The organism is Mycobacterium sp. 3-98 (assembly GCF_035918355.1).
Taxonomy (GTDB): Bacteria; Actinomycetota; Actinomycetes; order Mycobacteriales; family Mycobacteriaceae; genus Mycobacterium; species Mycobacterium intracellulare.
In genome coordinates, this window is record NZ_CP142360.1 from 1,668,910 (window position 1) to 1,688,579 (window position 19,670).

A 19,670-nucleotide genomic window follows, 5' to 3' on the forward strand; every position below is an offset into this window, starting at 1 on the left:
TCGGCGCTGGCCGGGTCCACTTGTCACACCCTGGTGATTGCATGCAGCCATGGCACACACCTGGGAGGCCGACGCGAGCGCTGTGCTGGCGCCCGGCGCGCGCGGGATCGTTCGCGTGCTCGGCGGGCCCGGAACCGGAAAGAGCAGCCTGCTGATCGACGCCGCGGTCACCCGGATCGACGCCGGGATCGACCCGGAATCGGTTCTGCTGCTGACCGGTTCGGGCCGGCTCGGGATGGCCGAGCGCAGCGCGTTGACGACGGCGTTGCTGCGCTCCCGACCGGGCCGGGTCGTCGTCAGCGAACCGCTGGTGCGGACCGTGCACGGGTATGCCTACGCGGTCTTGCGGCGCGCCGCCGAACGGGCCGGCGATGCGCCCCCGCGGCTGGTCACCAGCGCCGAGCAGGACGCCATCATCCGGGAGCTGCTGGCCGGAGACCTCGACGACGGCCCCCGCGCGACGTCCGCGTGGCCGGCGCAGTTGCGGGCGGCGCTGAGCACTGCGGGGTTCGCCACGGAACTGCGAAACCTGTTGGCCCGCTGCGCCGAACGCGGTATCGACCCAGGGGAACTGGAGCGGCTTGGCCGTCGTTGCCGCCGGCCGGAATGGATCGCCGCGGGGCAATTCGCACGCCAGTACGAGCAGGTGATGTTGCTGCGCGCGGCGGTCGGCACGGCCGCGCCGGAGGCGACGACACCCGCGCTGGGCGCCGCCGAATTGGTGGGCGCGGCGCTGGAGGCGTTCGCCGTCGATCCCGAGCTGCTGGCGGCCGAACGCGGCCGGATCCGGGTCCTGCTGGTCGACGACGTCCAACAGCTCGACCCTCAGGCGGCCCGCCTGGTGCGGGTGCTCGCGGCGGGCGCCGAGCTGGCGCTGATCGCCGGGGACCCCAATCAGGCGGTGTTCGGCTTCCGGGGCGGCGAACCGGCCGGGCTGCTCGACGGCGACGGCCCGGCGGTGACGTTGACGACGTCGCATCGCTGCGCGCCCGCCGTGGCCCGCGCCGTCAGCGGCATCGCCGCCCGGTTGCCCGGCGGCGGCGCCGGCCGCCGGATCGACGGCGCCGGGGCGGGGGAGGGATCGGTCACGGTGCGCCTCGCCGCCTCGGCGCACGCCGAGGCGGCGGCGATCGCCGACGCGCTGCGGCGGGCGCACCTGGTCGACGGCGTGCCCTGGTCGCAGATGGCGGTCATCGTGCGGTCGGTACCGCGGGCCGGCGCGCGGTTGCCGCGTGCGCTCGCCGCCGCCGGGGTGCCGGTGGCCGCGGCCGCCGCCACCGGGCCGCTGGCCGAGGAGCCGGCGGTGCGCGCGCTGCTGACCGTGCTGCTGGCCGCCGCCGACGGGCTGGACGGGCAGCAGGCGCTGGCGTTGCTGACCGGCCCCATCGGCCGCGTCGACCCGGTTTCGCTGCGGCAACTGCGCCGAACCCTGCAGCGCGCCAACCCCGATCGCCCGCCGGGCGACTTCGCCGAGCTGTTGGTCGAGACGCTGTCGGGCGCCGTGCCGCCGGGTCCACAGTTCCGTTCGTTGCGCAAGGTCCGCGCGGTGCTGGATGCGGCCGCGCGGTGCCACGAAGCCGGTGAGGACCCGCGCTACACCCTGTGGGCCGCCTGGCACCGGTCCGGGCTGCAGCGCCGCTGGCTGTCGGTCAGCGAGCGCGGCGGCCCCGCCACGGCCCAGGCCACCCGGGATCTCGAGTCGGTCACCGCGTTGTTCGACATCACCGACGACTACGTGTCGCGCACTTCCGGCGCGTCGTTGCGCGGCCTGGTCGAGCACGTCGCCGCGCTGCACCTGCCGAACGCCAACCCCGAGCCGGCCGCCACGGCGGGGCAGGTCAGGGTGCTCAGCGCGCACGCCGCGCTGGGACACGAATGGGATTTCGTGGTCATCGCCGGATTGCAGGATGGTTTGTGGCCCAACACCGTTCCGCGGGGCGGTGTGCTGGGCACCCAGCGGCTGCTCGACGAGCTGGACGGGGTCACCGCGGACGCCTCGATGCGCGCACCCCTGGTGGCCGAGGAGCGGCGGTTGCTGGTGGCGGCGATGGGCCGTGCCCGCCGGCGGCTGTTGGTGACGGCGGTCGACAGCGACACCGGTGGGGCGGACCACGCGGCCGCGCTGCCGTCGCCGTTCTTCTTCGACATCGCGCAATGGGCCGACGAAGACGTGGAAACGACTGCGCTGCAACCTGTTTCGGCGCCCCGGGTGCTGTCGGCGGCTGCGCTGGTGGGCCGGCTGCGGGGCGTGGTCTGCGCCCCCGACGGGGCGGTGGACGAGCTCGCCCGCGACTGCGCGGCAACGCAATTGGCCCGCCTGGCCAAAGCCGGGGTGCCCGGCGCCGACCCGGCCGGCTGGCACGGCCTGACCCCGGTCAGCACCGGTGAGCCGCTGCGGGGTGGCGGCGACGTCGTGACGCTGACCCCGTCGACCCTGCAGACACTGACCGACTGCCCGCTGCGCTGGCTCGCCGAACGCCACGGCGGGACCAATCCGCGCGACCTGCGCTCCACCATCGGTTCGGTAGTGCACGCGCTGATCGCCGAACCGCATCGAAGCGAATCCGAACTGCTGGCCGAGCTGGAGCGCGCCTGGCAGCACCTACCCTTTGCGGCGCAATGGCATTCGGACAACGAGCTGGCCCGTCACCGCGCGATGCTCGAGGCGTTCGTCGAGTGGCGAAGCCAGAGCCGCGGCGCGCTCACCGAGGTCGGCGTCGAGGTCGAGATCGACGGAACCCTTCAAACCGGTGACGGGGAACAGGTTCGGCTGCGCGGCCGCGTCGACCGGCTGGAGCGCGACGCCGCCGGCCGGCTGGTGATCGTCGACGTCAAGACCGGCAAGTCCCCGGTCAGCAAGGACGACGCCCAACAACACGCCCAACTGGCGATGTATCAGCTGGCGGTATCCGAAGGCCTGGTGGCCCCCGGAGGCGACACCGTGGAACCCGGTGGGGCGCGGCTGGTTTACGTCGGCAAGGCCGGGGCGGCCGGGGCCGTCGAACGCGAACAGGACCCGCTCACCGCGGACGCCGGCGACGAATGGCGACAGGTCATCCGGCGTGCCGCCGCCGCCACGGCCGGCCCGCAGTTCGTGGCGCGGCGCAACGACGGTTGCACGCACTGCCCCATCCGGCCGTGCTGCCCGGCGCACACCGACGGGGCGGCCCGATGAACGCCCGCTACAACCCGAGCGAATTGGCTTGCGCGCTCGGCCTTTTCCCGCCGACCGAGGAGCAGTCCGCGGTCATCGCCGCGCCGCCGGGCCCGCTGGTCGTCATCGCGGGGGCCGGAGCCGGTAAGACCGAGACCATGGCCGCACGGGTGGTGTGGCTGATCGCCAACGGCTACGCCGAACCCGCCCAGGTGCTGGGACTGACGTTCACCCGCAAGGCCGCCGGCCAGCTGCTGCGCCGCGTCCGGTCCCGGCTGGCCCGGTTGGCCGGCGTCGGCCTGGGCCCGGTCGGCGATGCCGTCGCCGAGCCCGAGGGCGCCCCGGTGATCAGCACCTACCACGCGTTCGCGGGTTCGTTGCTGCGCGACTACGGGCTGCTGCTGCCCGTCGAGCCCGACACCCGGTTGCTCAGCGAAACCGAGCTGTGGCAGCTGGCTTTCGACGTGGTCAACGGCTACCGCGGCGAGCTGCACACCGACAAGACCCCGGCCGCCGTCACCTCGATGGTGTTGCGCCTGTGGGGACAGTTGGCCGAACACCTCGTCGACACCGGACAGCTGCGCGATACCCACGTCGAGCTAGAGCGGCTCGTCCATGGCCTGCCCGCGGGGCCCTATCAGCGGGAGCGCGGTCCCAGCCAATGGTTACTGCGCCTGCTGGGCACCCAGACCGAGCGCGCGGAGTTGGTGTCTCTGCTGGACGCGCTCGACGAGCGCATGCGCGCCGAGAAAGTGATGGATTTCGGCATGCAGATGGCCTCGGCGGCGCGGTTGGCGGCGGGCTTCCCCCAGGTCGGTGAGGACCTGCGCGCCCGCTACCGGGTGGTGCTGCTCGACGAGTATCAGGACACCGGCCACGCCCAGCGCATCGCGCTGTCGGCCCTGTTCGGCGGCGGGGTCGACGACGGGCTGGCGCTGACGGCCGTGGGCGACCCCATCCAGTCCATCTACGGCTGGCGCGGGGCCTCGGCGACCAACCTGCCCCGGTTCACCACCGACTTTCCCCGCTCCGACGGCACACCCGCGCCCGCCCTGGAATTGCGGACCAGCTGGCGCAATCCGCCGCGGACCCTGCGGGTCGCCAACGCCGTATCCGCCGAGGCGCGGCGGCGATCGGTGGCCGTGCACGCGCTGCGCCCTCGCCCGGACGCCCCGCCCGGCACGGTCCGCTGCGCCCTGCTGCCCGACGTGGTGGCCGAGCGCGAGTGGATCGCCGACCAACTCGACGCCCACTACCGGCGGGCCCGGGCCGACGGCGTGAGCCCGCCGACGGCCGCGGTGCTGGTGCGCCGCAACGCCGACGCCGCGCCGATCGCCGACGCGTTGCGGGCGCGCGGCATTCCCGTCGAGGTGGTCGGGCTGGCCGGGCTGCTGTCGGTGCCCGAGGTCGCCGAGGTGGTGGCCATGCTGCGGCTGGTCGCCGACCCGACGGCCGGCGCGGCGGCGATGCGGGTGCTCACCGGCGCGCGCTGGCGCCTCGGCGCCCGCGACATCGCCGCGCTGTGGCAGCGTGCGCGCGCGCTCGGCGGGACCGCGGGGGACCCCGCGCCGCCCTCGCCCGAGGCGATTGCGCGCGCCGCCGACCCCTCGCACGTCGACGCCGACACCGTCTGCCTGGCCGACGCGATCGCCGACCCGGGTCCGGCCGGCTCGTATTCGGCGGCGGGGTATCAGCGGATCACCGCCTTGGGCGCCGAGCTGAGCGCCCTGCGCGCCCACCTCGGCCATCCCCTCGCCGACCTGGTGGCCGAGGTGCGCCGCGTGCTGGGCGTCGACTGCGAGGTCCGGGCCGCGGCGGGGGTGGCGGCGGGTTGGGCCGGCACCGAGCACCTGGACGCGTTCGCCGACGTCGTCGCCGGTTACGCCGAGCGCGCCGACGGTGCGGCCACGCGGCTGGATGCGTCCGCAACCGCCTCGGTGGGCGGGCTGCTGGGGTTTCTGGATGCCGCCGAGGCGGTCGAGAACGGTTTGGCGCCGGCACCTTTGGCCGTCGCGCGCGACCGCGTCCAGGTGCTCACCGTGCATTCGGCGAAGGGACTCGAATGGCAGGTGGTGGCGGTCGCGCACCTCTCGGGTGGGACGTTCCCGTCGACCGCGTCCAGGAGCACTTGGCTCACCGACGCCGCGGAGCTGCCCCCGCTGCTTCGCGGCGACCGCGCCGCCGCCGGGGCGCTGGGCATCCCGGTGCTCGACACCTCGGACGTCACCAACCGAAAACAACTGTCGGACAAGATCTCCGAGCATCGCCGCCAGCTCGATCGGCGACGCGTGGACGAGGAACGCCGATTGTTGTATGTCGCGATCACCCGGGCCGAGGACACCCTGCTGGTGTCCGGGCACCACTGGGGCGCCACCGGGGTCAAGCCGCGCGGCCCGTCGGATTTCCTGGTGGAAATCAAGGACGTCATCGACCGTGCGGCCGTGGCGGGCGACCCCTGCGGCACCGTGGAGCACTGGGCGCCGTCGCCCGCCGACGGCGAGCGAAACCCGCTTCGCGACAACGTTATCGAAGCGGTGTGGCCGGCAGACCCGCTGGCCGTGCGGCGCGAGGAGGTCGAGCGCGGTGCGACGCTGGTGAGGCGGGCGCTCGCCGCCGGGCCCGGCCGGCCGTGTGCCGATGTCGACGGCTGGGCCGCCGACGTCGATGCGTTGCTGGCCGAACGGGCGCGGTTGATCGAGCCACCGGTCCGGGAACTGCCCGGCCAGCTGTCGGTCAGCTCCCTGGTCGGCCTGGCGCGCGACCCGGCGGGCACCGCGCAGCGGTTGAGGCATCGGCTACCGTCGCGGCCGGATCCGCATGCGTTGCTGGGCAATGCGTTTCACTCCTGGGTCCAGAAGTTCTACGGCGCAGAATGCCTGTTCGATCTCGGCGATCTGCCGGGTGCGGCGGACTCCGACGTCGGCGACAGCGCCGAATTGGCCGCGCTGCAGGCCGCATTCACCGAATCGCCGTGGGCCGCAAGGTCTCCCGTCGCCGTCGAGGTGCCGTTCGAGATGCCGATCGGTGAGACCCTGGTCCGCGGGCGCATCGACGCGGTGTTCGCCGATCCCGACGGCGGCGCGACCGTCGTGGACTGGAAAACCGGCGAACCGCCGCACGGCGCGGAGGCGCTGCGCCAGGCCGCCGTCCAGCTCGCGGTGTACCGGATGGCCTGGGCGGCGCTGGCCGGGGTCGCGGAATCGTCGGTGCGCACCGCCTTCTACTACGTGCGCGCCGGCACCACCGTGGTCCCCGACGAACTGCCGAGCGCCGCCGAGCTGGCCGGGTTGCTGATCGATCCGGACGGTACGCGGTGTGACCCGCGCCGCCCGAGTATTGGGGAGGCGGTGCCCGTGGTTACATAAGACGCGTGCGTGTCTCGTGCGCGGAAATCAAACCGATGACGGGCCGCCGTGGGCAACGGTAGGTCCCGAAAGCTGAGCGGTCTGGACGAAACGCTGACCGCCCAGCGCGGTCACCAGCTGATCGGCGTGGTGCGCATCCCCGAAGAGCACGCCAGCCCCATTCGGGTCATCACCCGCCGCCTGGCCATCGCCCTGGTGGTGCTGTTCGGCGCGGCCGTCATCGTCTATCTGGACCGCGACGGGTTCCGCGATGTGCGCAACGAGCCGCTGACATTTTTGGACTGCCTGTATTTCTCGGCGGTTTCGCTGTCGACCACCGGCTATGGCGACATCACGCCGTACACCGAAACCGCGCGCCTGGTGCACACCCTGATCTTCACCGCGCTGCGGATCGCGTTCCTGGCCGTGCTGGTCGGCACCACGCTCGAAGTGCTTTCCGAGCGGTCTCGCCAAGGGTGGAAGATTCAGCGTTGGAGGAGCAGAGTGCGCAATCACACCATCGTGATCGGTTATGGCACCAAGGGGAAAACGGCGGTGGCCGCGATACTCGGCGACGAAACCATCCAGGCGGAGGTGGTCGTCGTCGACACCGATCGCAGCACGCTCGAGCACGCAGAGAGCGCGGGCCTGGTCACCGTCCACGGTGACGCCACCAAGGCCGATGTGTTGCGGCTGGCCGGGGCCCAGCACGCCGCGTCCATCATCGTCGCCACCAGCCGCGACGACACCGCGGTGCTGGCGACGCTGACCGCGCGCGAGATCGCGCCCAACGCCAAGATCGTCGCCTCGATCCGGGAGGCCGAAAACCAGCACCTGCTGCAGCAGTCGGGCGCGGACTCGGTCGTGGTCTCGTCGGCGACCGCCGGTCGCCTCCTCGGGCTTGCCACCACGACGCCCAGCGTCGTGGAGATGATCGAGGACCTGCTGACCCCCGACGCCGGCCTGGCGATCGCCGAGCGTGAGGTTGAGCAGAGCGAAGTGGGCGGCTCGCCGCGGCATTTGCGCGACATCGTGCTCGGTGTGGTGCGCGACGGGCACCTGTGGCGTATCGACGCCCCGGAGGTGGACGCCGTCGAGGCCAACGACCGCCTGCTCTACATCCGAAGCGTCGGGCATTGATGGCGATCGCGGACTTTCAGCTGCGCAGCGTCCCGTTGCTGTCGCGCGTCGGCGCCGACCGAGCCGATCAGCTGCGCACCGACGTCGAGGCGGCCACCGCGGGCTGGGCCGAGGCGGCGCTGCTGCGGGTGGACTCGCGCAATCAGGTGCTGGTTTCCGACGGCCGGGTGGTGCTGGGTGCCGCCGCCGAACTCGGCGACAAGCCGCCGTCGGAGGCGGTGTTTCTGGGGCGCCTCGAGGGTGGCCGCCACGTGTGGGCGATCCGCGGCGCGCTGCAGGCACCGGAGGACCCCGACGCGCGCACCGAGGTGGTGAACTTGCGCAGCCTCGGCCCGATCTTCGACGACACCAGCGGCCAGCTGATGTCATCGGCTGTCGCACTGCTGAATTGGCATGAGAAGTCGCGATTCAGCTCGGTGGACGGTTCACCCACACGTCCGGCCCGGGCGGGTTGGTCACGCGTGAACCCGGTCACCGGGCACGAGGAGTTCCCGCGCATCGACCCGGCGGTGATTTGTCTGGTGCACGACGGCGGCGACCGCGCGGTGCTGGCGCGCCAGGCGGTGTGGCCGGAGCGGATGTTCTCGCTGTTGGCCGGATTCGTCGAGGCCGGTGAGTCTTTCGAGGGGTGTGTGGCTCGGGAGATCCGTGAGGAGATCGGGCTGACCGTGCGTGACGTGCGCTATTTGGGCAGTCAGCCGTGGCCGTTCCCGCGCTCGCTGATGGTCGGCTTCCACGCCGTCGGCGACCCGGCGCAGGACTTTTCGTTCAACGACGGCGAGATCGCCGAGGCGGCGTGGTTCACGCGCGACGAGGTGCGCGAGGCGCTGGCGGCCGGGGACTGGTCGAGTTCCTCGGAGTCGAAACTCCTGCTGCCCGGGTCGATTTCGATCGCGCGGGTGATCATCGAATCCTGGGCCGCGATCGACTGACTGGGCCTGCTCAGCTACCGGTCTCGGCCAGCTTCGCCTTCACCTGGGCCGCGCTCGGGTTGGTCAGCGTCGACCCGTCGGCGAACTTCACCGTCGGGACCGTCCTGTTGCCGCCGTTGACCGAGCTGACGAAGTCAGCGGCCGCCGCGTCGTGCTCGATGTCGACCGCCTCATACGGTATTCCGTTGGACTTGAGCACCGTCATTAGCCGATGGCAGTAGCCACACCAGGAGGTCGTGTAGACGGTGAGCGGGGCAGTGGTCATAGCCCGATAACGTAGCCCGGCGACGATGCATTCCGCGCAGCGGGATGCGAAGGAGTGGGCGCTCGGGGGTAGCCCGGCGACGATGCATTCCGCGCAGCGACACGCCAGGCCATCCGATTCGGGCGTGGCGATGCCTCAGCTCGCTCGGCGACTTGTCAGTATGGGAAGCCACTATGGACGCCATGCCGACGGTCGCCGATCCACTGACAGCCGGGCTGGACGACGAGCAGCGCGAGGCCGTGCTGGCTCCGCGCGGCCCGGTCTGCGTGCTGGCCGGCGCCGGAACGGGCAAGACCCGCACCATCACTCACCGGATCGCCCAGCTGGTCGCCGGCGGTCATGTCGCCGCCGGCCAGGTGCTGGCGGTCACGTTCACCCAGCGGGCGGCGGGGGAGATGCGCTCCCGGTTGCGGGCGATCGACGCCGCGGCGGGCACGGGGCCGGCCGTCGGCGCGGTCTCGGCCCTGACCTTTCACGCCGCCGCCCACCGGCAGCTGCGGTACTTCTGGCCGCGGGTGGTCGGTGACACCGGGTGGCAGCTGCTGGACAGCAAGTTCGCGGTGGTGGCCCGGGCGGCCAGCCGCACCCGGCTCAACGCCAGCACCGACGACGTGCGCGACCTGGCCGGCGAGATCGAGTGGGCCAAGGCGTCGCTGATCGGCCCCGAGGAATACCCCGCCGCGGTGGCCGCCGCCGGGCGGGACATCCCACTGGACGCCGCCCAGATCGCCGGCGTCTACGCCGCCTACGAGGCCCTCAAAGCGCGCGGCGAACACGTCACCCTGCTCGATTTCGACGACCTGCTGCTGCACACCGCGGCCGCGATCGAAAACGACCCGGCGGTGGCCGAGGAGTTCCGCGACCGCTACCGCTGCTTCGTGGTCGACGAATACCAGGACGTCACGCCGTTGCAGCAGCGGGTGCTGACCGCCTGGTTGGGCGACCGCGACGACCTGACGGTGGTGGGCGACGCCAACCAGACCATCTACTCGTTCACCGGGGCCTCGCCGCGGTTCCTGCTCGACTTCTCCCGCCGCTTCCCCGACGCCACCGTCGTGCGCCTTGAGCGCGATTACCGGTCCACCCCCCAGGTGGTCTCGCTGGCCAACCAGGTGATCGCCGCGGCCCGCGGGCGGGTCGCCGGCAGCAAGCTGCACCTGGTGGGCCAGCGCCCGCCGGGTCCCGCGCCGACGTTCCACGAGCATCCCGACGAGCCGGCCGAGGCCGCCGCGGTCGCGGCGTCGATCGCGCGGCTCATCGAATCCGGCACCCCGCCGTCCGAGATCGCCGTGCTGTACCGGGTCAACGCGCAGTCGGAGATCTACGAGGAGGCGCTGACCGAGGCGGGCATCGCCTACCAGGTCCGCGGCGGCGAGGGATTCTTCAATCGCCAGGAGATCAAACAGGCCCTGCTGGCGCTGCATCGGGCCGCCGAGCGCGGTGCGGAGGGTCCCCTGCCCGACGTCGTCCGCGCGGTGCTGGAACCGCTGGGCCTGACGGCCCAGGAGCCGGTCGGTACCCGCGCCCGCGAGCGCTGGGAGGCCCTGAGCGCGCTGGCCGAACTGGTGGACGACGAAGTCGCCCAACGCCCGCAGCTGGACTTCCCGGGGCTGCTGGCCGAGCTTCGGATGCGCGCCGACGCCCGGCACCCACCGGTGGTGCAGGGCGTCGCGCTGGCATCGCTGCACGCCGCCAAGGGGCTCGAGTGGGACGCGGTGTTCTTGGTCGGGTTGGCCGACGGCACGCTTCCCATCTCACACGCGCTGGCCCACGGCGCCGAGAGCGAGGCGGTCGAGGAGGAGCGCCGCCTGCTTTACGTCGGAATCACCAGGGCCCGAACGCATTTGGCGCTCAGCTGGGCGCTGGCCCGCAGCCCGGGCGGGCGCCAGGGCCGCAAGCCGTCGCGGTTCCTTAACGGCATCGCACCCCAGGCACGGGCCGAGCCGGGGCCGAACAAGTCTCGGCGCAACCGGGCCACCGCGACCCGCTGCCGGATCTGCAACAACAACCTCACGACCCCGGCGGCTGTCATGCTGCGCCGCTGCGAGACCTGCGCGGCCGACATCGACGAGGACCTGCTGCTCCGGCTCAAGGCGTGGCGGCTGGACGTCGCCAAGGAACAGAAGGTGCCCGCCTACGTCGTCTTCACCGACAACACGCTGATCGCCATCGCCGAGCTGCGGCCCGACGACGACGAGGCGCTGATCGCGATTCCCGGCATCGGCGCGCGCAAGCTGGAACAGTACGGCCCCGACGTGCTGGAGCTGGTTCGCGGTCGCTGACCGGCAAACGCGCAGGTCAGAAAATCGGTTGTGACGACGACGGTGACCGTTTACCCTCGATACCGCGACTCGGCACTACGGACGAAGGAGGGTGGCCGCGATGCTCAGCGACGCGTTCGGTGTAGGCGTGGCCCGCGCGGAGCTGTCCGCGGGTACCTCCCATGCCGCACCCGCCGCCGTGTCGGCGGCCGCGCGTAAGCATCGCGCCGCCGCCGCGACCGACGCGTCCGTAGGAGTCGGGGGCCCACCGAAGGCAACGTAAGCAGCAGCCCCGGTTTTCACCCAGATGGCCACGGACCCGAAGTCAAGGATCCGTGGCCATAGTTATCGGTCGGCAACGAAGCGACCTGGTCCGGATCACCTCTCAAGGACAGCAACCCAGACCAGGAAGTAGGTGGTAGGACATGTCGGCACGGATAGCCCCCAGGCCGGACCTGCCGTGTCACGCCGGCGATCCCGATCTCTGGTTCGCCGAAGCGCCGGCCGATCTCGAACGCGCCAAGTCGCTGTGCGTCGACTGCCCGGTGCGCCGCCAGTGCCTGGCGGCCGCGCTGGAACGGGCCGAGCCCTGGGGCGTGTGGGGCGGCGAGATCTTCGACCGCGGTTCGGTGTTGAGCTTCAAACGACCCCGCGGCCGCCCCCGCAAGGCGGCCTAGCGCGCGAGACTAGACGACCGCGTTGTCGGGTTCGGCGAACCCGGGCACCAGCTCTTCGGACAGCGCCTTGATCGGCACGTGGGCGTCCAGCTGACACAGGATCGCGGCCACCGACATGATCACCCGCATCGGGATCACCAGCTTGGGCGGCAGGTCCATCTGCCGGGCCGTGCGGATCTGCGACACGGACCGGTCGATCTCGATGGCCGACATCTTCTGCAGCCACTTGCGGGTGTAGTGGAAGACCTCGACCTCGACCGGTTCGACGTACTGGCGCAGCATGTCATCGATGTCGCGCACCGACACCTGCTGGCCCTTCTGGATGAACCCGGCCTTCTCCATCGTCGGCAACAGCAGGTCGTAGTTCTTGTCGCGGGCCAGCCGGATGCTCATCCCGAGCTCGATCGGCAGGCCGCCGGGCAGCGGCGCGACGGCGCCGAAGTCGATGACGCCCATGCGGCCGTCGTCGAGCAGCATGAAATTGCCCGGGTGGGCGTCGCCGTGCAGCATCTCCAGCCGGCGCGGCGCGTCGAACGTGAGCTCGAGCAGGCGGGTGCCGACCAGATCGCGCTGCTCGGTGGTGCCGTGGCGGATGATCTCGGCCATCGGGATGCCCTGCATCCACTCCTGGATCACCACTTTCGGTGCGCTGGCCACGATGCGCGGCACCGCGAAGTGCGGGTGGTCGTGATACGCCTTGGCGAACGCGCGCTGGTTCTCGGCCTCGAGGCGGTAGTCCAGTTCCATCTCGGTGCGCTCGATCAACTCGTCGACCACGCCCTGGATGTCGGCGCCCGGCGCGAGCTGCTTGAACACCCCGACCAGCCGCTGCATGGTCTTGAGGTCGGCCCGCAGCGCCTCGTCGGCCCCGGGGTACTGGATCTTGACCGCCACCTCGCGTCCGTCGGACCACACGCCCTTGTGCACCTGGCCGATGCTCGCCGAGGCCACCGGGGTGTCGTCGAACGAACTGAACCGCTCGCGCCACTTGGTGCCCAGTTGGGCGTCGAGCACCCGGTGCACCTTGGCCGCCGGCAGCGGCGGGGCGTCCTTTTGCAGCTTGGTCAACGCTTCGCGGTAGGGCTCGCCGAACTCCTCGGGAATCGCGGCCTCGAGCACCGACAGGGCCTGGCCCACCTTCATCGCGCCGCCCTTGAGCTCACCCAGGACGGTGAACAACTGGTGGGCGGCCTTTTCCAGAAGCTCGGCCTGGACCTCGTCCCTGGACTTGCCGGTCAGCCGCTTACCGAATCCGAGCGCTGCCCGACCGGCGAATCCGACCGGAATGCTGGCCAGCTTGGCGTTACGCGCAGCCCGGCCCCGTTTGATGTCTGCCACGTAACCATCATCCATGATGGCCCACGCGATGTGGAGAGAAGCCGACAACGCTTGTTGTCAACTCGCGTCGCCGCAGGTCAGCGCGCGGGACCGCCCTCAGCAGGCGCACAACGGGTGCTTGACCCACTGCCGCGCGACGATCGCGCCGGCGTGCAGATCGAATTCCAGCGTCGCGTTCAGCGTCTGGGGCGGTTCGGGCTCGGACGCCGCGCCCTGGCCGCGCACGGCCGCGATCACCCGGTTCACCTGAGACAGCGCCAGCGCCGCTGTCGCCAGCACGGTGGCCCGGTCGGCGACGCCGACGGTTTCCCGCAGCTGCGCACAGATCGCCGGCCACGCCGCGTCGCGGTCCCTGCGGTGCAGGTCCGCGCAGCCCAGGCAGCTCGTCACCCCGGGGATCACCAGCGGCCCCACCAGCCCGATGCCGTCGCGCACCCGCACCAACAGATGCGCGACGCCCTGGTCGTGCAGATCGCGCACCATGCGCGGGTCGGCGACGAGGTAGTCCGACAACACCACCAGGTCGACGTCGCCGGCCGACACCGCCGCGTGCGGTTGGCTGCTGCGCGCGATCCGGGCGCCCGAGCAGCGCAACGACTCCACGAGCAACTCCGAGAGCGGCCCGCGGCCGTGCACCCGCACCGACGGCGCCCGGCCGCGCGGTCGCCCGCATTCGGTCGCCACCCCGGCCCGAACCAGTTGCGCCACCAGGCTTCTCAGGCCCTCGGTGTCGGTGAGGCCACGGTCAAGCGCCCGTCGCTGCAACTCCGGCAGCGGGGTCGGGGACGACATGGTCCGCAACAGCGTGGCCAGCTCGGCGGCCGCCAAACCGCCCGGAGGACGTACCAGCACCGCGCGACGGGGATCCCAGCCGACCTGCACCGCGCCGTCGGGGCGCAGCAGCACCGGCATCGCCGGGTCCAGCGCGTAGGTGGACAGCGCGGCCTGGCAATGCTGAGTCACCGCGCCACTGTGTCACGGCGGGGGCGACGGCCCGTTCAGTTGTCCACAGGGCCGTCGGAGTCGGGGTCCTCGCGTTCGAGTTTGGCGATCGCCTCGTCGATGCCGCTGGTGTCACCACCGATCACACGGTCGATGAAACCGGCGGGCTCATCGAGGTCCTCGGCGTCGGGCAGTAGGTCGGGGTGCTGCCAGATGCCGTCGCGCGTGTCGACCCCGGCGGCCTGCGTCAGGCGCTCCCAGAACGCGGCCGCTTCACGCATCTTCCGCGGCCGCAGCTCCAGCCCGACCAGCGTCGCGAAGGTCTGCTCGGCCGGGCCGCCGCTGGCCCGGCGCCGGCGCAGCGTCTCGCCGAGCGCGCCGGCGCCGGGAATCCGGTCGCCCAGCGCGGCGGCCACCACCACCTGCACCCACCCTTCGATCAGGGCGAGCAACGTCTCGAGGCGCTCGAGCGCCTGCGTCTGCGCGGGCGTGGCCTTGGGCTCGAATACGCCTTGCCCCAACAGGTTTTCGATCGCCGCCGGATCCGACAGCGATGCCGGATTGAAGTCGCGGGCCAGCTCCTCGATTCCCGACATGTCGATCTGCATGCCCATCGCGTAGGCCTCGACCGCTCCCAGCAATTGGCTCGACAGCCACGGGACGTGGCTGAACAGCCGGTGGTGGGCGGCCTCGCGCGCGGCCAAAAAGGTCAGGATCTCGCTGCGCGGACGCTCGAGCCCGGTGGTGAACGACTCGACGGCGTCGGGCATGATCGCCGCAATTCCCTTGGGCCCCAACGGTAAACCGATATCGGTCGACGTCAGCACCTCCCGGGACAACCGGCCCAGCGCCTGCCCGAGCTGCGAGCCGAACGCCATGCCGCCCATCTGCGACATCATCTGCAGTAGCGCGCCGGCCATGCTCTTGGCTTCCTCGGGGAGCGACGCCGCCCACACCGTCGAGATCTGTTGGGCCATCGGGTCACACAGCCGCTTCCACGTCGCCAACGTGTTGTCGACCCAGTCGGCGGGAGTCCAACCCACCGCCTTGGCGGTGCCCGCGGGCAGCGCCGTCGCCCCGTCCAGCCAGGTTTCGGCGAGGTGCACCGCGTCGGCGATCGCCGAATTCGTCGTATCCGGCACCGGCGCCACGAAGCCGATCGAGTTCGAGGCGACGCGCCGCGCCAATTCGTAATTGACCGGCCCCGAAGCCGTTCCGCCGGGTCCGACGGTGCCGGCGCTGCTGAACATCTGACCCAGCTGGGTGAAGATCTGGCCCAGGTCACCCATGCCGAAATCACCGCTCATTCCGAACGCGGCGAACGGGTCGGAGGGGTTCGACCCCGAATCGGGATCTTTCTTCCCGTGTTTGTCGGGGTCCTCCCCGGGGGAGAAGCCGAACGGCAGGTCAGCCATGACCCCAACGGTACTCACCGTGGGATCGGAAGGCGCGCGACGGCGGGTCAGCTTGTAGCTGAACCTCGTACGGGGGGCCTTGCAGCCGAATGACCGGCGACGCGCTCCGTCTAGTGTATTCGGCGTGAACAGGCGCATCCTGACCCTGATGGTCGCGCTGGTGCCGATCGTGGTGTTCGGTGTGTTGCTGGCGGTGGTGACGGTGCCGTTCGTGTCGCTGGGTCCCGGCCCCACCTTCGACACGCTCGGCGAGGTCGACGGCAAGCAGGTGGTGGCGATCCAGGGCACCCTGACGCATCCGACCACCGGTCACCTGAACATGACGACCGTCTCGCAGCGCGACGATCTGACGCTGGGCGAGGCGCTGACGCTCTGGCTTTCGGACACCGAACAGCTGGTGCCGCGCGACATCATCTATCCGCCCGGCAAGTCGCGGGAGGAAGTGGACAAGGCCAACAGCGCCGACTTCAAGCAATCCGAGGACAGCGCCGAATACGCGGCATTGGGCTATCTGAAGTACCCGTCGGCGGTCACGGTGGCGAAGGTCCCCGAACCCGGTCCCTCGGCGGGCAAGCTGAAGGCCGGCGACGCCATCGACGCGGTCAACGGCACCCCGGTCGCGACCGTCGACGCCTTCACCGGGCTGCTGAAGAACACCAAACCCGGTCAGACCGTGACGATCGACTACCGCCGCAAGAACGAACCCGCCGGTGTGGCGCAGATCACGCTGGGCTCCAACAAGGACCGCGACTACGGCTACCTGGGCGTCGCGGTGCTCGACGCGCCGTGGGCGCCGTTCGTCGTGGACTTCAATCTCGCCAACATCGGCGGCCCGTCCGCCGGACTGATGTTCAGCCTGGCCGTGGTCGACAAGCTGACCACCGGTGGCCTGGCGGGGTCGAATTTCATCGCGGGAACCGGGACCATCACCGCCGACGGCAAGGTCGGCCAGATCGGCGGCATCACCCACAAGATGGTCGCCGCGCACGCGGCCGGGGCGACGGTGTTCCTGGTGCCGGCGAAGAACTGCTACGAGGCCAGTTCGGACAATCCGTCCGGCCTGCGGCTGGTCAAGGTCGAGACGCTCAGCCAGGCGGTAGATGCGCTGCACGCGATCACGTCCGGTGGGCAGCCGCCGAGTTGCTAGGCAAGCGCGGGATCGCCGGTTGTGCAGTGCGTAGAGTTGTCACCGTCTAGCAATCGATCAGGGAGCGTAGCCAGTGGGGATGCGGCCCACCGCAAGAATGCCGAAGCTGACTCGGCGTAGCCGGATTCTGATCCTGATCGCACTGGGTGTGATCGCTCTGCTGCTCGCGGGCCCGCGGCTGATCGACGCCTACGTCGACTGGCTGTGGTTCGGCGAGCTCGGCTACCGCTCGGTGTTTTCCACCGTGCTCGTCACCCGATTCGTGGTCTTTCTGATCGCGGGCCTGCTGGTGGGCGGCATCGTGTTCGCCGGGCTCGCGGTGGCCTACCGCACCCGGCCGGTGTTCGTACCGAGCAACGACAACGATCCCGTGGCGCGCTACCGCGCCCTGGTCCTTTCCCGGCTGCGGCTGGTAAGCGCCGGCGTCCCGGTGGCGATCGGCCTGCTGGCCGGCATCATCGCCCAAAGCTATTGGGTGCGGATCCAGTTGTTCCTGCACGGCGGCGACTTCGGCATCAAAGACCCGCAGTTCGGCAAGGACCTCGGCTTCTACGCGTTCGAGTTGCCGTTCTACCGGCTGCTGCTCAGCTACCTGTTCGTGGCGGTGTTCCTGGCGTTCGTGGCCAACCTGTTGGCCCACTACATCTTTGGCGGCATTCGGCTTTCCGGACGCACCGGCGCGCTGAGCCGGTCGGCGCGGATCCAGCTGGTCACCCTGGTCGGTCTGTTGGTGTTGCTCAAGGCGGTCGCCTACTGGCTGGACCGCTACGAGCTGCTGTCGCACACCCGCGGCGGCAAGCCCTTCACCGGCGCCGGCTACACCGACATCAACGCCGTGCTGCCGGCGAAGCTGATCCTCATGGCGATCGCGCTCATCTGCGCGGGCGCGGTGTTCTCCGCGGTCGTCCTGCGGGACTTGAGGATTCCCGCGATCGGCCTGGTCCTGTTGCTGCTGTCGTCGTTGATCGTGGGTGCTGGCTGGCCCTTGATCGTCGAGCAGATCAGCGTCAAACCCAATGCCGCGCAAAAGGAAAGCGAATACATCAGCCGCAGCATCGCCGCGACACGGCAAGCCTACGGCCTGACCGCCGACGTGGTCACCTACCGCAACTACACCGGCGACGCGCAGGCCACCGCCCAGCAGGTCGCCGACGACCGCGCCACCACCTCCAACATCCGGCTGCTCGACCCGACGATCGTCAGCCCGGCGTTCACCCAGTTCCAGCAGGGCAAGAACTTCTACTACTTCCCCGACCAGCTCTCCATCGACCGCTACCTGGACCGCAACGGGTCGCTGCGGGACTACGTCGTGGCGGCCCGCGAACTCAACCCCGACCGCCTCATCGACAACCAGCGCGACTGGATCAACCGGCACTCGGTCTACACCCACGGCAACGGGTTCATCGCGTCACCGGCCAACACGGTGCGCGGAATCGCCAACGACCCCAACCAAAACGGCGGCTACCCCGAATTCCTGGTCAACGTCGTCGGCGCCAACGGCAACGTGGTGTCCGACGGTCCCGCGCCGCTCGACCAGCCGCGCGTCTACTACGGGCCGGTCATCTCCAACACGGCCGCGGACTACGCGATCGTCGGGCGCAACGGCGCCGACCGCGAATACGACTACGAGACCAGCAACGAAACCAAGAACTACACCTACACCGGACTCGGCGGCGTACCCCTCGGCGACTGGCTGTCGCGCAGCGTGTTCGCCGCCAAGTTCGCCGAGCGGAACTTCTTGTTCTCCAACGTGATCGGCTCGAACAGCAAGATCCTGTTCAACCGTGACCCGGCGCGTCGGGTGGAGGCGGTGGCGCCGTGGCTGACCACCGACAGCGCCGTCTACCCGGCGATCGTCAACAAGCGACTGGTGTGGATCATCGACGGCTACACCACACTGGACAACTACCCGTATTCCGAACTCACGTCGCTGGAGTCGGCGACCGCGGACTCCAACGAGGTGGCGTTCAACAGGCTCGCACCCGACAAGCGGGTCTCCTACATCCGCAATTCGGTGAAGGCGACCGTCGACGCCTACGACGGCACCGTCAGCCTGTATCAGCAAGACGAGCAGGATCCGGTGCTCAAGGCGTGGATGCGGGTGTTCCCCGGAACCGTCAAGCCCAAGAGCGACATCACCCCCGAGCTGGCCGAGCACCTGCGCTATCCCGAGGACCTGTTCAAGGTGCAGCGGATGCTGCTGGCGAAGTATCACGTCAACGACCCGGTGACGTTCTTCTCCACGTCGGACTTCTGGGACGTGCCGCTGGACCCGAACCCGACCGCCAGCAGCTATCAGCCGCCGTATTACATCGTCGCGAAAAACATTGCGAAGAACGACAATTCGTCGTCGTATCAGTTGACCAGCGCGATGAACAGGTTCAAGCGCGACTATCTCGCCGCCTACATCAGCGCCAGCTCCGACCCGGCGACGTACGGGCGGATCACCGTGCTGACCATCCCGGGCCAGGTCAACGGGCCCAAGCTGGCCAACAACGCGATCACCACCGACCCGGCGGTGTCCCAGGACCTCGGGGTGATCGGGCGCGACAACCAGAACCGGATCCGGTGGGGCAACCTGCTCACGTTGCCCGTGGGGCAGGGCGGGCTGCTCTACGTCGAACCCGTGTACGCCTCCCCGGGGGCCAGCGACGCCGCGTCGTCCTACCCGCGGCTGATCCGGGTGGCGATGATGTACAACGACAAGATCGGGTACGGCCCGACCGTGCGCGACGCGCTCACCGGGCTGTTCGGCCCCGGCGCGGGGGCGGCGGCGACGGGCATTCAGCCCACCGAGGCGGGGACCCCGGCGAATCCGCCGCCCAGCGCGCCGGCGCCCGCCGCGACGCCGGGATCGCCGCCGCCCGCGGCCGTCCCGCCGGCGCCGGACGGGTCGGTGGCGCTGTCACCGGCCAAAGCGGCTGTGCTGCAAGAGATCCAGGCGGCGATCGGCGCGGCCAAGGACGCGCAGAAGAAGGGCGATTTCGCCGGTTACGGCGCGGCGCTGCAGCGATTGGACGACGCGATCACCAAGTACAACAACACCAAATAGCGT

Annotated in this window: 12 protein-coding genes; 8 read left to right on the plus strand and 4 right to left on the minus strand. The window is 70.6% G+C overall.

Annotation, left to right across the window (positions count from 1 at the left end; translation table 11 throughout):
* The first annotated feature begins 49 nt into the window (after positions 1–49).
* From QGN30_RS08195 to nudC, 4 genes are read left to right on the plus strand one after another with little or no spacing between them, the layout of a single operon-like run.
* Complete coding sequence (locus QGN30_RS08195) at positions 50–3,175, plus strand: ATP-dependent DNA helicase (RefSeq protein WP_038537321.1); 3,126 nt, start codon at positions 50–52, stop codon at positions 3,173–3,175.
* Positions 3,172–6,519 (plus strand): ATP-dependent helicase, encoded by a 3,348-nt coding sequence (locus QGN30_RS08200; protein ID WP_038538791.1) that lies wholly within the window; start codon positions 3,172–3,174, stop codon positions 6,517–6,519. Before QGN30_RS08195 ends, QGN30_RS08200 begins: the two co-directional genes overlap by 4 nt.
* A gap of 48 nt (positions 6,520–6,567) precedes the next feature.
* Positions 6,568–7,638 carry a potassium channel family protein gene (locus QGN30_RS08205; protein ID WP_008259653.1) on the plus strand — a complete coding sequence of 357 codons (1,071 nt, stop codon included), beginning with the start codon at positions 6,568–6,570 and terminating at the stop codon, positions 7,636–7,638.
* Positions 7,638–8,570 carry an NAD(+) diphosphatase gene (nudC, locus tag QGN30_RS08210; protein WP_008259652.1) on the plus strand — a complete coding sequence of 311 codons (933 nt, stop codon included), beginning with the start codon at positions 7,638–7,640 and terminating at the stop codon, positions 8,568–8,570. The genes QGN30_RS08205 and nudC overlap by 1 nt, the downstream gene beginning before the upstream one ends.
* A 10-nt stretch (positions 8,571–8,580) precedes the next feature.
* Here the strand turns inward: nudC and mrx1 are convergent, their stop codons facing one another.
* On the minus strand, positions 8,581–8,835 hold the full coding sequence (gene mrx1 / locus QGN30_RS08215) for a mycoredoxin Mrx1 (protein WP_008259646.1): 255 nt from the start codon (positions 8,833–8,835) through the stop codon (positions 8,581–8,583).
* 182 nt (positions 8,836–9,017) lie between these two features.
* Here mrx1 and QGN30_RS08220 point away from each other — a divergent pair, with 182 nt between their 5' ends.
* Positions 9,018–11,117: an ATP-dependent DNA helicase UvrD2 gene (locus tag QGN30_RS08220; protein ID WP_162130201.1), complete on the plus strand. Its 2,100-nt coding sequence runs from the start codon at positions 9,018–9,020 to the stop codon at positions 11,115–11,117.
* A gap of 404 nt (positions 11,118–11,521) precedes the next feature.
* Positions 11,522–11,773, plus strand: coding sequence for a WhiB family transcriptional regulator (locus QGN30_RS08225; protein ID WP_008259632.1), 252 nt, complete (start codon positions 11,522–11,524; stop codon positions 11,771–11,773).
* A gap of 9 nt (positions 11,774–11,782) precedes the next feature.
* On the opposite strand, the gene QGN30_RS08230 is transcribed toward QGN30_RS08225, so the two are convergent.
* The 3 genes from QGN30_RS08230 to QGN30_RS08240 form a co-directional block, all read right to left on the minus strand.
* The gene (locus QGN30_RS08230) at positions 11,783–13,126 is read right to left on the minus strand and encodes a macrolide-binding ATPase MABP-1 (RefSeq protein ID WP_008259631.1); all 1,344 of its coding nucleotides are present in this window, start codon (positions 13,124–13,126) and stop codon (positions 11,783–11,785) included.
* A gap of 81 nt (positions 13,127–13,207) precedes the next feature.
* Positions 13,208–14,023 carry a cyclodehydratase gene (locus QGN30_RS08235; protein WP_179293517.1) on the minus strand — a complete coding sequence of 272 codons (816 nt, stop codon included), beginning with the start codon at positions 14,021–14,023 and terminating at the stop codon, positions 13,208–13,210.
* A gap of 86 nt (positions 14,024–14,109) precedes the next feature.
* Entirely contained in the window at positions 14,110–15,486 is a 1,377-nt protein-coding gene (locus QGN30_RS08240) for a zinc-dependent metalloprotease (RefSeq protein ID WP_248913401.1), read from the minus strand.
* A gap of 106 nt (positions 15,487–15,592) precedes the next feature.
* Here QGN30_RS08240 and QGN30_RS08245 point away from each other — a divergent pair, with 106 nt between their 5' ends.
* Positions 15,593–16,615 carry a YlbL family protein gene (locus QGN30_RS08245; RefSeq protein ID WP_009955776.1) on the plus strand — a complete coding sequence of 341 codons (1,023 nt, stop codon included), beginning with the start codon at positions 15,593–15,595 and terminating at the stop codon, positions 16,613–16,615.
* 73 nt (positions 16,616–16,688) lie between these two features.
* Complete coding sequence (locus QGN30_RS08250; protein WP_026071234.1) at positions 16,689–19,667, plus strand: UPF0182 family protein; 2,979 nt, start codon at positions 16,689–16,691, stop codon at positions 19,665–19,667.
* Positions 19,668–19,670 lie beyond the last annotated feature (3 nt).

What these genes read in the sequence shown, in the direction of transcription:
- QGN30_RS08235 (WP_179293517.1), bottom strand. Translation starts at nt 14,023, where the DNA reads ATGCCGGTGCTGCTGCGCCCCGACGGCGCGGTGCAGGTCGGCTGGGAT.
- nudC (WP_008259652.1), top strand. Translation starts at nt 7,638, where the DNA reads ATGGCGATCGCGGACTTTCAGCTGCGCAGCGTCCCGTTGCTGTCGCGC.
- QGN30_RS08195 (WP_038537321.1), top strand. Translation starts at nt 50, where the DNA reads ATGGCACACACCTGGGAGGCCGACGCGAGCGCTGTGCTGGCGCCCGGC.
- QGN30_RS08220 (WP_162130201.1), top strand. Translation starts at nt 9,018, where the DNA reads ATGCCGACGGTCGCCGATCCACTGACAGCCGGGCTGGACGACGAGCAG.
- mrx1 (WP_008259646.1), bottom strand. Translation starts at nt 8,835, where the DNA reads ATGACCACTGCCCCGCTCACCGTCTACACGACCTCCTGGTGTGGCTAC.
- QGN30_RS08230 (WP_008259631.1), bottom strand. Translation starts at nt 13,126, where the DNA reads ATGGATGATGGTTACGTGGCAGACATCAAACGGGGCCGGGCTGCGCGT.
- QGN30_RS08200 (WP_038538791.1), top strand. Translation starts at nt 3,172, where the DNA reads ATGAACGCCCGCTACAACCCGAGCGAATTGGCTTGCGCGCTCGGCCTT.
- QGN30_RS08225 (WP_008259632.1), top strand. Translation starts at nt 11,522, where the DNA reads ATGTCGGCACGGATAGCCCCCAGGCCGGACCTGCCGTGTCACGCCGGC.